Here is a 12,228-nt window from a genome sequence, read left to right on the forward strand (position 1 = left end):
GCATTTACCACATCAGTTATCACGGAGGATACATGACATACAGGGTCAGCAACTTCATCAACGGCCAGCCGCAGGAGAGTCGCAGCGAGCGCCAGGGGGCCATCTTCAATCCCGCCTGCGGCAAGCAGCAGGGGAGTGTGGGGCTTTCCAGCGCCGCCGAGTGTCAGGAGGCGATCGCCATCGCCGAGCGCGCCTTTGCCGACTGGTCGCAAACCCCCCCGCTGGTGCGGGCCCGGGTCTTTTTCCGCTTCAAGGAGTTGATGGAGCAGCACAGGGACGAGCTTGCCCAGCTCATCAGCCGCGAACACGGCAAGGTCTTCTCCGATGCGCAGGGAGAGTTGACCCGCGGGCTGGAGGTGGTGGAGTTTGCCTGCGGCATTCCCCATCTGCTCAAGGGGGAGCACTCTCTCAACGTCGGCCGCGGGGTGGACAGCTACTCCATGATGCAGCCGGTGGGGGTCTGCGCCGGTATCACCCCGTTCAACTTCCCGGCCATGGTGCCGCTCTGGATGTTCCCGGTCGCCATCGCCTGCGGCAACACCTTTATCCTCAAACCCTCCGAGAAGGATCCCTCCCTCTCGTTGCGGATGGCCGAGCTGCTCAAGGAGGCCGGTCTGCCGGATGGCGTGCTCAACGTGGTGAACGGTGACAAGGAGGTGGTAGATGTGCTGCTGACCGACCCGCGAGTAGGTGCCGTGTCATTTGTCGGTTCCACCCCCATCGCCCAGTACATCTATGCCACCGCCTCGGCTCACGGCAAACGGGTACAGGCGTTGGGCGGCGCCAAGAACCACATGGTGGTGATGCCGGATGCGGACCTCGATCAGGCGGTCTCCGCCCTGATGGGGGCTGCTTATGGGGCGGCGGGTGAGCGCTGCATGGCTATTTCGGTGGCCGTGGTGGTGGGGGACGAGACCGCCGATGCGCTGGTGGCCAAGCTGACGCCGCTGGTGGAAAAACTGCGGGTGGGCCCGGGGCTGGGCCAGAGCCCGGAGAACGAAATGGGGCCGCTCATCAGCAAGGAGCATCTGGCCAAGGTGCGCGGCTACGTGGATCAGGGGGTGGCCGAAGGGGCAGTGTTGCGGGTCGATGGCCGCACGCTGAGCCACGACGAGGGTTACTTCATCGGTGGCTGCCTGTTTGACGAGGTGACCCCCGAGATGCGCATCTACCGCGAGGAGATCTTCGGCCCTGTGCTCTCCATCGTACGGATACCGGACTACGAGACGGCACTTCGCCTTATCAACGAACACGAGTACGGCAACGGTACCGCCATCTTTACCTGTGATGGCGACACCGCGCGGGACTTCACGGCGCGGGTGCAGGTCGGTATGGTAGGGGTGAACGTTCCCATTCCGGTGCCGATGGCGTTTCACAGCTTTGGCGGCTGGAAGCGCTCCATCTTCGGGCCGCTCAACATGCACGGGCCGGACGGTGTTCGCTTCTATACCCGGATGAAGACGGTGACGGCGCGCTGGCCCCAGAGCCTGCGCAGTGGTGCCGAGTTCTCCATGCCGACCATGAAGTGACGCGCTGGCGCGTGCTCATGGCCTAACCTCTTGCCCCCGCCGGTCAATGATTGGCGGGGGCGAACTCTGTAAAGGAACAACAGATGCGATTGGGAATTCTCGATTGTGACCGGCTCGATCCCGATCTGGCGGATCGTTTTGGCCCCGTTTACTCCGAGATGTTTATCAGGGGCTTTGCGGCCCTGGCCCCCGAACTGGAATTTCGGGTCTGGTCGGCTCTCGATGGGGAGCTGCCGGAGGATCTGCACGAGTGCGATGCCTGGCTCATCACCGGCTCGCGCCACGATGCTTACAGCGATATTCCCTGGATTCAGGCACTGCGGGCGTGGATCCGCCAGGCGCACGATGCCGACGTCAAGCTGGCAGGTGTCTGCTTCGGTCATCAGGTGATCGCCCAGGCGCTCGGTGGCGAGGTGGTGAAGTCTACCAAGGGGTGGGGGCTGGGTGTGTCGGTGCACCCCATGCTGGTAGATGAGCCCTGGATGGCGCCAGCGCGGGATCATATCCGCATTCTGGCCAGCCATCAGGATCAGGTGGCGCTGCTGCCCCCCGGAGCAACCCGGCTGGCGGGCAACGATTTTTGTCCCAACTTCATGTTCCTGCAGGGGAACAACATAGTGGCCATTCAGGGACATCCGGAATTTTCGGTGGAGTATAACCGGGCGCTGATCGAGCGGCGCCGTGGCCTGTTGCCAGACGAGCGCTACCAGAGCAGCCTCTCCTCGCTGGAGGGGGAGGTGGATTCGGCGACCATGATGCAGTGGCTGCTGCAGTTTCTGGGGATCCTGCCGCTGCGGGCTGGCGCGGCCTGAACCCGGTTTGTCAGCCACCCCTTCGGATGCTAGATTTTGTAGCAAAATGAAGGATCAAGCGCTGAGATGTCGGGATCGGATGGTACACTGGCCGCCCATGTGGCGGCCTGTTTGTCAGGCTTGATTGCCTTCCCGGCCTGAGCCAAAGCTGTCTGAGCCAAACCAGTGTGAGAGTGTGACGCCTTGAAACTACAGCAATTGAAGTATTTGATCGCGATCCGGGACCACAACCTCAATGTGTCCGTGGCTTCCGATGCGCTCTTCACCAGTCAGCCGGGGGTCAGCAAACAGATTGGCCTGCTGGAGAGCGAGCTGGGGGTGCGGATCTTCGAGCGCCGTGGCAAGCATTTGCACCGCATCACCCCGGTGGGGGAAGAGATCATCAAGTGTGCCGAGGCGATGCTCAACATCGAGAGCAAGATCAAGGCGATCTCCCGCGAGTATCTGGATCCGACCGTGGGCACCCTCAATATTCACACCACCCACACGATTGCCCGCTATCTGCTGCCCAAATCGGTTACCTACTTCACCAAGAAGTACCCCAAGATCTCGTTCCACCTCCATCCGGTGATGTCGGCGAGCAAGGAGCAGATCAGCAAGGGTTACTCCGATTTCTCCATCGTTGCCCACGAGATTGGCTTCGACAAGGAGCTGATCGCGCTGCCCGCCTACCTCTGGACTCTCTCGCTGGTGGTGCCGCAGGATCACCCGCTGGCCAAGGTGAAGAAGCCGACCCTGGAGCAGCTCTGCCACTACCCGATCCTCAGCTACGAGAGTGGCGCCACTGGCCGTCAGGTGCAGGACGAGGTGTTTCAGGCGGCGGGGCTGACCCCGAGTTACTACATGACGGTAATGGATGCCGGAGTGATCAAGCGCTACGTGGAGCTGGGTTTTGGCATCGGCATCATCTCCTCGCTGGTGGCCAACGACACCGACAGCCCCGGGCTGGTCTCCATCAATCTGGAGCACCTGTTCAAGCCCTGCCCGGCGCAGATCTGTTTCAGCAAGAGCATCCTGCTGCAGAACTACATGTATGACTTCATCAGCTCCTTCTCGCCCCACCTCACCAAGGAGGTGATCCAGAGTGTGATGCAGCAGCCGAGTCAGGCGCGCATCGACGAGCTGCTGGCCGGGGTAGAGCTGCCCATCTATTGATCCCGATCGGATTCCCGATCGCTGCCGGTTGTCTCTTCTGTCAGGCTGGGCTCTACTCGGGGTTCAGCCTGTCTCTTTTGGGCTATCTCCATCGTCCGAGGTCTCTATGTCCCGCATTCTGCTGCTTGCCAATCTCAACTGTGATCATGTGCTCTCCCTCTCCGAACCGCTGGTGGCGGGGGCCCGGCTGCAATATGTGGATCAGGGGCGCAGGCTCGGCGGTGGCGCGGCCAACACCGGCATCGGGCTGGTGTGGGCGGGCCACGAGGTGACCATTGCTTCCCGTATCGGGCTGGACGAGACCGGCGACTGGCTGCTGGAGCAGGCGGCCGGTTACGGGCTGGATTGCAGCCATGTGGAGCGCTTTGGCGGCGAGACTGGCGAGCTGCTCATTTTGGTGGACTCCACCGGCGAGCGCACCATACTGCGCCGCCCGCGGCGCCCCGATCTGCCCGGCGATCTGCCGCTGGAGGGGATCGATTGCCTCTATGTGAACTATCCCGGCACCGCCATCATCAGTTACATGCGCCAGATGCTCGGCAAGAGCTTCGTGGTAGCCCAGTATCCCAAGGGCGGCCAAGCGCGCCGCCCCTGCCATGTGTTGGTGGCCTCCCGCTCCGATCTCGGCGAGGTGAGCGACCCCTGGCAGCATGCCCGCCAGCTGGCGGGGGAGCAGCTCGAATGGCTGGTGTTGACCGAAGGCAAAGCGGGGGCGGTAGCCATCCACGGCGATGAGCAGATCCGGGTCGCCGCCCGGCCAGTATCTGTGGTCGATACCACGGGGGCGGGGGATGCCTTCGCCGGCGGATTGATCCATGGTCTGGCGCGGGGCATGGCCATCAAGGATGCGTTGCAGTGTGCGGTGGACTGGGGCGCATTTGCCGTAGCCTCCGAGAGCTCCATTCCCTCGGTCGCGCTGAAAAACTGGCTGAAACAACCCCACTGAACCACCTTGCTGGCGGTCGATTGAGGGTCGGTTCGCGGGCCATATGGCTACTCGTAGAGGGGGCTTAGCGAGGGGGACGGTTCGGGAGATTTACCCGCCATAAAGCGGGTAAACGCCGGGCTAACCCGGCAAGTTTGCGATCAATCAAAGAAAGTGTCGATTTATGTGCATCTTCATCGACACCCGGTTGTGCTGCTCTTAACCTGTCACTCCGCAACTCAGATTAAGAGACAGGCCTCCTCTGGCGAGCCAATGGGCAAACAGAGGCAAACCGGTTGTCTCCTGCCTCTTAGCTCAATGTTGTCGTCCTGATTCCTGGCTTGTAGTAAGAGGCAAGTGCGACCATGCAACTGACACGATTTACCGACTACGCCCTGCGTACCCTGACTTTCCTGGCGGTTCAGCCGGGGGATCGTCTGTCGACCATTACCGAAGTGGCCGATACCTTCGGCATCTCTCGCAACCACGTGGTCAAAATTGTGCACCAGCTTGGCATCAAGGGGTACATCGAGACGGTACGCGGCAAGCACGGTGGCATCCGCCTCGGTCGCTCTGCAGTCTCTATCAACCTGCGGGATGTGGTGATGGACATGGAACATGTGCTCTGTCCGGTCGACTGCAAGCGCGAAAACTGCCGTCTCTCCGGTGGCTGCCGCATTCAGGGCATTCTGCGCCGCGCCATGAACGCCTTCCTCGAAGTGCTGGGTGAGTACACTCTGGCTGATGCGGTGCGCGATCCCAATCGTCTCTGCCACCTGCTGGGTATCGAGCAAGAGACTATTGTGACCATGGCCTGACGGGGCGTGGAATATCGAACAAGATGTGAAAGGGGCCTGATGGCCCCTTTTGCTTTTGTAAGCAGGTGGTTTTTAGCGACTGCCCGGCTGGCGGATCAGGGTGATGGCGCCATGCAGACAGGCGAGGCCGCAGGCACCGCAGCCATTGCAGGCATCCATATTGACGTTGATGCCGTCGGCGGTGGCCTTGATCGCCTGCTGGGGACAGGCATCTTCACAGAGCAGGCAGTAGAAGCCCTGCCGTGCCTGACAACTCTCTTCAATCTGTACCCGGGTCTGCACCTGCCGACCCAGTTGCAGGTCGAGGGCGCCGGTGGGACAGGCTCTGGCGCAGCTGCCGCAGTAGCTGCACTGGCCGCAGGCGAGATCGAGCACCGGGGTGCCGGCAATCGGGCTCCCCTCGTACTCTTCCTGGGTGGCCGGTTTGAGCAGACCGCGCGGGCAGGCTTTGAAACACTCGCCACAGCGGGTGCAGAGGGAGAGATACTGGGACTCCTCGATGGCCCACGGCGGGCGCGCTTCATGGCAAACCACGGCGGGCTTGCGGGAAGCTTGCCAACCTTGTGTCAGCCAACGGAGGAAATAGTGAGTCATGCTCGCCCCTGATACCTATTAGGGGTTAATTTTATCGAAGTTTCGGGAAGCAGGCCAGAGAATCGCGGCCGTCAGGATCGCAAGCGCAGTTGCCCTTGTGTAAGCTAGGCGGGTCTTTTTACGTGGTTGAATGAAAACATATGTGGCTATTTCTCTGGCGTGCGTCCCTGCTCTATGTCTTTCCCCTGCTGATGTGGGCCTACTGCCGCATCAAGGATATCGAGTTCGCCGAGCTCGATACCGGCGTCAACACCCACAAGTGGGTGGTGCTGGCCGCCTACCTCATCTACGTGGTGCTCTGGATCCTGGTTAACCGCTATCTCGAACTCTTCCTGCGTCAGCGGAGCCGTAAATGATCGAGCCCGGGCTCTGGGTCATCCTGCTGCCAGCCGCCCTGCTGGCACTCGGAACAGGCTGGCTGATTGGCCGGCGCAGCAGCACGGCGCAGGCTCATGAGCTGCTGCTGGCACAGGAGCGTTATCTGGCGCTGCAGGAGCGTTTTGACGAGTTGCAGGATGAGCGTCAACAGGGGCAGCAGAAGCTGGATCAGCAGCAGACCCTGCTCATCAAACTCACCGCCCGTCTCAAGGATGCGGAAGCGACCCTGCGCAGCGAGCGGCTGGCCGCCGCCGAGAAGCTGCAACTGCAACAGGAGGCGGAGCAGCGCCTCAGCCAGCAGTTCGAGAACCTTGCCAACCGAATCTTCGAGCAAAACTCCGGCAACTTCCGTGAACTCAACCAGAACAGCCTCGATCTGCTGCTCACTCCGCTCAAGGAGCAGCTGGAGGGCTTCCGCCGCCAAGTGGGGGAGACCCACGCGCAGGAAACGGCCCAGCGCCACAGTCTCAAGTTCGAGCTGGAGCGCCTCGCCGAGCTCAATGCCCGTATGACCGAAGAGGCCGCGGCCCTGACCCGCGCCCTCAAGGGCGACAGCAAGCAGCAGGGCAACTGGGGTGAAGTGGTGCTGGCGCGGATCCTCAGCGAGTGCGGCCTGCGTGAGGGCCACGAGTACCACACCCAGGTCAATATCGAGGTGGAGAAGGGCAAGCGCTACCAGCCCGACGTGATCGTCCACCTGCCACAAGAGAAAGACATCATCATCGACGCCAAGGTGTCGCTGACCGCCTACGAGCGCTGGTACAACGCTGATGAAGAGCTGGAGAAGGCGGTGGCGCTCAAGGAGCACGTCGCCTCGGTGCGCAACCATATCCGCGAGCTGGGTCGCAAGGATTACCAGCAGTTGCCCGGGGTGCGTACTCTCGACTATGTGCTGATGTTCGTGGCGGTGGAGCCCGCCTTCCTCACCGCGATGGAGGCAGATCCCTCGCTGGTGCGTTACGGTCTCGACAACAACATCCTGCTGGTGAGCCCCACCAATCTGATGGTGGCGCTGCGCACCATCGAGAACCTGTGGCGCTACGAGCGGCAGAACCAGAATGCCCGCCAGATTGCCGAACGGGCCGGTCGCCTCTACGAAAAGCTGCGGCTGTTTGTTGAGGAGATGCAGCAGATGGGCGGCAGCCTGCACAAGGCGCAGGAGAGCTACGACAAGGCGATGGGACGGCTGGTCAACGGCCGTGGCAACCTGATTGCGCAGGTCGAGCGTTTCCGCGAGTTGGGGGTCGAAGTGACCAAGAGCCTGCCCGAGCCGCTGGTTGAGCGGGCACTGGAGCGTGAGTAGCATTTTACGTGGTCAAAAGGTTTGGATTTACATTGGAAGTAATTAAATTAGTTTTTTGGGTATGTATTCTAGACACTTGGTGTTTATTCTACATTAAACGGTATTGTTAGAATGTTCTTGGGATGTTATGGAAAGCAAAAAACATATTTTTTTTATGGGGTTGATTTCTGTTCTGGTTTTGATTTTATCTAATCAGATTACGGGCCAAATACCAGTTAATAATGGTGCAGGATGGGATGGTTATGAGTATTTAAAATTACTAATTCAATGGCGAGAGTCCGGTCTTGTGCCATCGGATCCATATCGCATGAGTCGAGTTTTTGGATTTTTACCTCTTGTCGTTTCAGAGTTTATATGGACTTTGAGCATAGACGGGTTGATTGTTTTACAGACGGCAATCAATATTGTAGGGATAGGTGTAGCGATTTGTTTTTTCATGGATTATTTATTAAAATGTGGCTCTACGTTAAAAGGAGCTTACAAATATACCATTTCATTATTACTGGCGTGGCCGGTGTTGGTTATGCCCACTTACTATCCGATTCTCAGTGACCATCTTGCAATCATCCTGAGCTGCATTTGTCTCTGGTGCCATATTGAATCAAGATATAAAACCCTTGCTGCTATTTGTGTCATATCCCCTGTTGTCATGCCTGGGTATTTTCTAGTACCTTTTATCCTGTTGTGCATAACGCCTAAATTACAACCTTCAGAATCGTTCATTTATATTTCTGTATCCTCAAAATGGCGACGATTTATTTTTTTCACACTAGCTGTGTTGATGGTGTATTTTGTATTATCTTGGATGTTGAGTATAGATAATGAAGACTTATTGCATGAGGGGTTATTCCTGATACCGTCACTAGTGGAATGGCGATATATGAGTGCAGCTTATGTTGTGATTTTTATGATCTGTGTTGCATGGTTATGGACTCTTCAGCTTCAAGAGGGTTATCTTCTGTCTAGAATTTCACTAAAGCTATTCGTTTTGGGATTGATATCCATAGGGTTCGGACACTCGATGCTTTATTTTTTCTTGGACTGGGACAATGGATTCAAGGGACCCCCTTTTTTGGAAAACATATTTTCTCAGGCTCTTAATGCCCCTTTTAAGCCATTGGTGGCGCATTTTTTCTTGTTTGGACCTGCATTTATTGGTGCATTTTTATTTCTTTTTAAAAAAGAAAGTATGCTAGAAATATCTTATCCCGTAAAATGTTGCTTACTCGCATTTTTACCATTGTTTGTTATTTGTTCTGAAAGTAGACAATGGGTTTCAACTTTGCCACTATTCTTTGCATTTCTCGCCCAAAATTGTTTTTGTGAAAAGAGAGCAAACTTAATAATTATATTTTCTATGTTACTTGCTGTGCCATTGTTTTGGTTATCTGATTATGTAACTAAAGCAATGAAATTAGGTCTATGGCTAGATTCTCTGGAATGGCAAATTTACTTTGGCCGCCAAGGACCATGGATGTCTCAGACAATGTATGCATATTCATTCATAATGATGATATTGTTTATCTTCTTATGGCTTCTTATAAAAACAAAAAAGATACAATGAGTTTTTAATGGCTGCAAATATATGTTTTTATGGATTTTATAATATCCAGGGCGTTGTGATGAATTTATATTAAATCTCAACGGACGATAAATTTAATAGCTATGGCTTTCCCAATAACTAATCTAGTCATAGTTTGCACTGCCCCAAAATAGCATAATATTTGGGTTTTTTTTACAGATGGAGTAATAGTCCTACAGCTAACAAACAAAGTTGAAAGTATGGCCATTCACAAAATAGCATAGATAATATATAGGATTTGATAGCCGTAATTAGATGATAATACTAGTGAAGTAGGACATGAAATACATGAACCATTAAAATTTGTTTTTTACAAATGCGATTCTAGTCATAATATATGTCATGGGTAGTGATAGGATAGTTACCAATACTGGGGCCAGATATATTGGCATGCCAAGAGTGTCAATCCACAGCCAGATTATGACCATCCCAAATAAATATTGAGTTATATAAATAAAAGGGATTGTTAGTATTGTGAGTATGCCATTATGCTCTTTAAAAATAAATTTCCTACCCATGAAGTAAGAAATTAAGATGCCGCAGATGTAACTAATAGTGTAACTCCAAGTATAAGATAGTTGAGTTAGAAGTATCAAATAAATGAGATAGCTTATGGCGGTGTTCGTGCTACCCGCGATAATAAAGCGAATAAACGTGCTTTTTTTTATGTTTTTCAATAGCATTTCAATAGCCATTTAATTTTTCTTTAAATATTCTAGAGAGAAGTTAGAATTATTGCTAGTTACGCAGTGACGTAAACAGCTTTTATCTATTATTTTTGCTGATTGTTGTTGACAACAGCGAAGATATTTGTGGCTTTTATATCTCTATCTTATTTAAGTTAAAGAAACATTCTCCTACTTATAAGTCAACAATACTATTCCTCACTAACAGAGGGCCAGCCAGGGTATGCTAGAGAGCTTAAATATTATAATGTTTTTATTGTTTTGTATCGCATATAAATGGAATGTAACATTTTCAATTCTTATTGAATGTCATTTTTTTCATAGGAATCGCTAGTGGGCGCGATTTGGTATTTTCATATGTTCGCCAAGCATAGGAACCAATAATACCAAGTCCGAGAAGGTTAATACTGCCAAGTAAGGTGATGCTAAATAGTGTCATAGCATATCCAGGTATATCGATTAAACCTGCAATCCTAGCAAAAATCACGCTTGTCCCATAAAGAACTGATAACGTAGAGCCGACAGCCCCTATACGGATAAGAAGTCTAATTGGTAAGTCTGTGAATGAAAAAACACTGTCCATTAGATAATTTAGCTTTTTCTTTATAGTCCAAGCAGATTTACCGTACGCTCTTGCAACTCTTGTATAATTTACAGTCTTACGTCGAAAGCCTAACCAAAATATTTGTGCAATTAATGAGCTGTGTCTTTCCTCAAGGGTTAAAAGATTATCACGAAACTCTTTGTTACAACCGAAGACATCTACACCACCTATAGGCATTTCTGGCACAATGTAGCGTCTATAAAAGTGCCAGAAAATATTTGCTGAAAATTTAGAAAAAAAAGGATCTTGCCTATTTTCTCGTACACCTACAACAACATCTATGGGCTCTGACTTCAATATTTCATTGATGGTGAGAATCAGGCTTGGAGGCTCTTGTAAATCTGCAGCCATTACAGCAAAGGTGTCACCTTTTCCATGTGACAAACCAGTTCTTATTGCCATAAAAGAGCCAAAATTTTTAGAGAGCAATATTAACTGTGAATGAAAATTCTGCTTAGGAAGTTGCTCTTGCAGAAGATCATATGAGTGATCCGGGCTGCCATCAACAACAAAAATCACTTCTAGTTCTCCTTGAAGCTTGGTATCAAGATTTCTTACCGCATCTATAAGTGATGGCAATGATGCTTCGTTTAGGTAGACTGGAATAATAAGTGAAAGCATATGGTCCTCCAGTGTTAGGTTGGGATAAGTCTATTGTCATGTGACTCGTTTAAAAATTTTGCGAACTCATTTTCTGTACCTCATATGAGATCTTGCGGAATCAACATACAGCCCGAGCGTAGATATTACAGTCTCAACATCAGGGTTGCAGTAGTATATCCCTATTGGATGCCATTATCAGTTCGGCTTTCTCGCTATCGCTCAGGAAGGCCAGGGTCAGGCCGTTCTGCTGGGCGGTGCGGATTTCGCTGGCGGTCATGCCAGCGGCCGGAGCGGCCACCTCATATTCGTGCGGCAAGTCGATCCCTTCCACCGCCGGGTCATCGGTGTTGAGGCAGGCCAGCACACCGGCGGCCAGGAACTGGCGGATCGGGTGTTCGGTCAAGCTCGCCACTGTGGTGGTTTGGACGTTGGAGGTGAGACAGGATTCGATGCCGATGCGGTGTTCGGCCAGATAGGCCATCAGGGCCGGATCCTGAATCGCTTTGACGCCGTGGCCGATACGCTCGGCGCCCAGCTCGCGAATGGCCTGCCACATGCTCTCGGGGCCAGCGGCTTCACCGGCGTGTACGGTGACGCGCATGCCTGCATCGCGCACCTTGCGGAAGTGGTCGACAAAGAGTTCGCCCGGGAAGCCCAGTTCGTCACCGGCCAGATCGATGGCGACCAGCTTGTCGCGGTGAGCCAAGCAGGCGGCCAGCTCCTGATTGCACTGCTCGGTGCCGAAGGTGCGGCTCATGATGCCGATCAGGTTGGTCTTGATACCGAAATCGCGGCTGCCAGCGGCCACGCCGTCGATAATGGCTTCCACCACGCCCTGCGGGTGCAGCTTGTGGGCCATGGCCATATAGGCCGGGCTGAAGCGCAGTTCAGCATAGTCGATACCGGCGCGCAGCAGATCTTCCACGTTCTCGTAGGCGACCCGGCGGCAGGCGTCATAGTCAGCCAGCACGGCCACGCCCCAATCCAGCTTCTTCAAAAAGGCAACCAGACTCGGCTCGTTCTCGACGATCTGTACGTGGGGGCGAAGCGCTTCCAGCTCGAATGCGGGCAGCTGGATATTGTGTTGGCGACCCAGCTCGAGGATGGTTTGCGGGCGGATGTTGCCGTCCAGATGGCGGTGCAGGTCGGTCAGGGGGAGAGATCTGTCAATCATGGGGGCGCCCTCGTCGAGTCAGGTTTGAAAGCCTGCCATTCTAGGCGGGGCTTTCAAAAAAGATA

General features: G+C 54.0%; 12 protein-coding genes. 8 read left to right on the top strand and 4 right to left on the bottom strand.

Features of this window, described 5'->3' with window-relative positions; translation table 11 throughout:
• The first annotated feature begins 32 nt into the window (after positions 1-32).
• The 5 genes from AB5Z09_RS03545 to AB5Z09_RS03565 all read left to right on the top strand — a co-directional run bounded on the left by AB5Z09_RS03545 (position 33) and on the right by AB5Z09_RS03565 (position 5,239).
• Positions 33-1,529: a CoA-acylating methylmalonate-semialdehyde dehydrogenase gene (locus AB5Z09_RS03545; RefSeq protein WP_368194656.1), complete on the top strand. Its 1,497-nt coding sequence runs from the start codon at positions 33-35 to the stop codon at positions 1,527-1,529.
• 83 nt (positions 1,530-1,612) lie between these two features.
• The gene (locus tag AB5Z09_RS03550; protein ID WP_150390114.1) at positions 1,613-2,341 is read left to right on the top strand and encodes a glutamine amidotransferase; all 729 of its coding nucleotides are present in this window, start codon (positions 1,613-1,615) and stop codon (positions 2,339-2,341) included.
• 183 nt (positions 2,342-2,524) lie between these two features.
• Positions 2,525-3,496, top strand: a complete 972-nt coding sequence (locus AB5Z09_RS03555) for a LysR substrate-binding domain-containing protein (RefSeq protein ID WP_005339651.1) — start codon at positions 2,525-2,527, stop codon at positions 3,494-3,496.
• Positions 3,497-3,602: 106 nt separating this feature from the next.
• Complete coding sequence (locus AB5Z09_RS03560) at positions 3,603-4,442, top strand: PfkB family carbohydrate kinase (RefSeq protein ID WP_042079777.1); 840 nt, start codon at positions 3,603-3,605, stop codon at positions 4,440-4,442.
• Positions 4,443-4,786: 344 nt separating this feature from the next.
• Positions 4,787-5,239, top strand: coding sequence for an Rrf2 family transcriptional regulator (locus AB5Z09_RS03565; protein WP_005339654.1), 453 nt, complete (start codon positions 4,787-4,789; stop codon positions 5,237-5,239).
• A 72-nt stretch (positions 5,240-5,311) separates the two neighbouring features.
• Here AB5Z09_RS03565 and AB5Z09_RS03570 read toward each other — a convergent pair whose 3' ends face one another.
• Positions 5,312-5,833 (bottom strand): ferredoxin-type protein NapF, encoded by a 522-nt coding sequence (locus AB5Z09_RS03570; protein ID WP_005339657.1) that lies wholly within the window; start codon positions 5,831-5,833, stop codon positions 5,312-5,314.
• A gap of 140 nt (positions 5,834-5,973) precedes the next feature.
• On the opposite strand from AB5Z09_RS03570, the gene AB5Z09_RS03575 reads away from it, so the two are divergent.
• From AB5Z09_RS03575 to AB5Z09_RS03585, 3 genes are all read left to right on the top strand, one after another.
• On the top strand, positions 5,974-6,189 hold the full coding sequence (locus AB5Z09_RS03575; protein WP_005339659.1) for a hypothetical protein: 216 nt from the start codon (positions 5,974-5,976) through the stop codon (positions 6,187-6,189).
• Positions 6,186-7,514: a DNA recombination protein RmuC gene (rmuC, locus tag AB5Z09_RS03580; RefSeq protein ID WP_368194657.1), complete on the top strand. Its 1,329-nt coding sequence runs from the start codon at positions 6,186-6,188 to the stop codon at positions 7,512-7,514. The genes AB5Z09_RS03575 and rmuC overlap by 4 nt, the downstream gene beginning before the upstream one ends.
• 127 nt (positions 7,515-7,641) lie before the next feature.
• Positions 7,642-9,078: a hypothetical protein gene (locus AB5Z09_RS03585; protein ID WP_368194658.1), complete on the top strand. Its 1,437-nt coding sequence runs from the start codon at positions 7,642-7,644 to the stop codon at positions 9,076-9,078.
• A gap of 314 nt (positions 9,079-9,392) precedes the next feature.
• On the opposite strand, the gene AB5Z09_RS03590 is transcribed toward AB5Z09_RS03585, so the two are convergent.
• The 3 genes from AB5Z09_RS03590 to add form a co-directional block, all read right to left on the bottom strand.
• On the bottom strand, positions 9,393-9,791 hold the full coding sequence (locus tag AB5Z09_RS03590; protein ID WP_368194659.1) for a GtrA family protein: 399 nt from the start codon (positions 9,789-9,791) through the stop codon (positions 9,393-9,395).
• A 283-nt stretch (positions 9,792-10,074) separates the two neighbouring features.
• The gene (locus AB5Z09_RS03595) at positions 10,075-11,007 is read right to left on the bottom strand and encodes a glycosyltransferase family 2 protein (protein WP_368194660.1); all 933 of its coding nucleotides are present in this window, start codon (positions 11,005-11,007) and stop codon (positions 10,075-10,077) included.
• Positions 11,008-11,146: 139 nt separating this feature from the next.
• Positions 11,147-12,163: an adenosine deaminase gene (gene add / locus AB5Z09_RS03600; RefSeq protein ID WP_368194661.1), complete on the bottom strand. Its 1,017-nt coding sequence runs from the start codon at positions 12,161-12,163 to the stop codon at positions 11,147-11,149.
• Between the last annotated feature and the right edge of the window lie 65 nt (positions 12,164-12,228).

Origin of the sequence: Aeromonas sp. R2-2 (assembly GCF_040908355.1) — a bacterium.
GTDB classification, from domain to species: Bacteria; Pseudomonadota; Gammaproteobacteria; order Enterobacterales; family Aeromonadaceae; genus Aeromonas; species Aeromonas veronii.

Excerpts from the sequence above, each read along its gene's own strand:
- AB5Z09_RS03545 (WP_368194656.1), top strand. The coding sequence starts at position 33 with ATGACATACAGGGTCAGCAACTTCATCAACGGCCAGCCGCAGGAGAGT.
- AB5Z09_RS03550 (WP_150390114.1), top strand. The coding sequence starts at position 1,613 with ATGCGATTGGGAATTCTCGATTGTGACCGGCTCGATCCCGATCTGGCG.
- AB5Z09_RS03560 (WP_042079777.1), top strand. The coding sequence starts at position 3,603 with ATGTCCCGCATTCTGCTGCTTGCCAATCTCAACTGTGATCATGTGCTC.
- AB5Z09_RS03565 (WP_005339654.1), top strand. The coding sequence starts at position 4,787 with ATGCAACTGACACGATTTACCGACTACGCCCTGCGTACCCTGACTTTC.
- AB5Z09_RS03570 (WP_005339657.1), bottom strand. The coding sequence starts at position 5,833 with ATGACTCACTATTTCCTCCGTTGGCTGACACAAGGTTGGCAAGCTTCC.
- AB5Z09_RS03575 (WP_005339659.1), top strand. The coding sequence starts at position 5,974 with ATGTGGCTATTTCTCTGGCGTGCGTCCCTGCTCTATGTCTTTCCCCTG.
- rmuC (WP_368194657.1), top strand. The coding sequence starts at position 6,186 with ATGATCGAGCCCGGGCTCTGGGTCATCCTGCTGCCAGCCGCCCTGCTG.
- AB5Z09_RS03585 (WP_368194658.1), top strand. The coding sequence starts at position 7,642 with ATGGAAAGCAAAAAACATATTTTTTTTATGGGGTTGATTTCTGTTCTG.
- AB5Z09_RS03590 (WP_368194659.1), bottom strand. The coding sequence starts at position 9,791 with ATGGCTATTGAAATGCTATTGAAAAACATAAAAAAAAGCACGTTTATT.
- AB5Z09_RS03595 (WP_368194660.1), bottom strand. The coding sequence starts at position 11,007 with ATGCTTTCACTTATTATTCCAGTCTACCTAAACGAAGCATCATTGCCA.
- add (WP_368194661.1), bottom strand. The coding sequence starts at position 12,163 with ATGATTGACAGATCTCTCCCCCTGACCGACCTGCACCGCCATCTGGAC.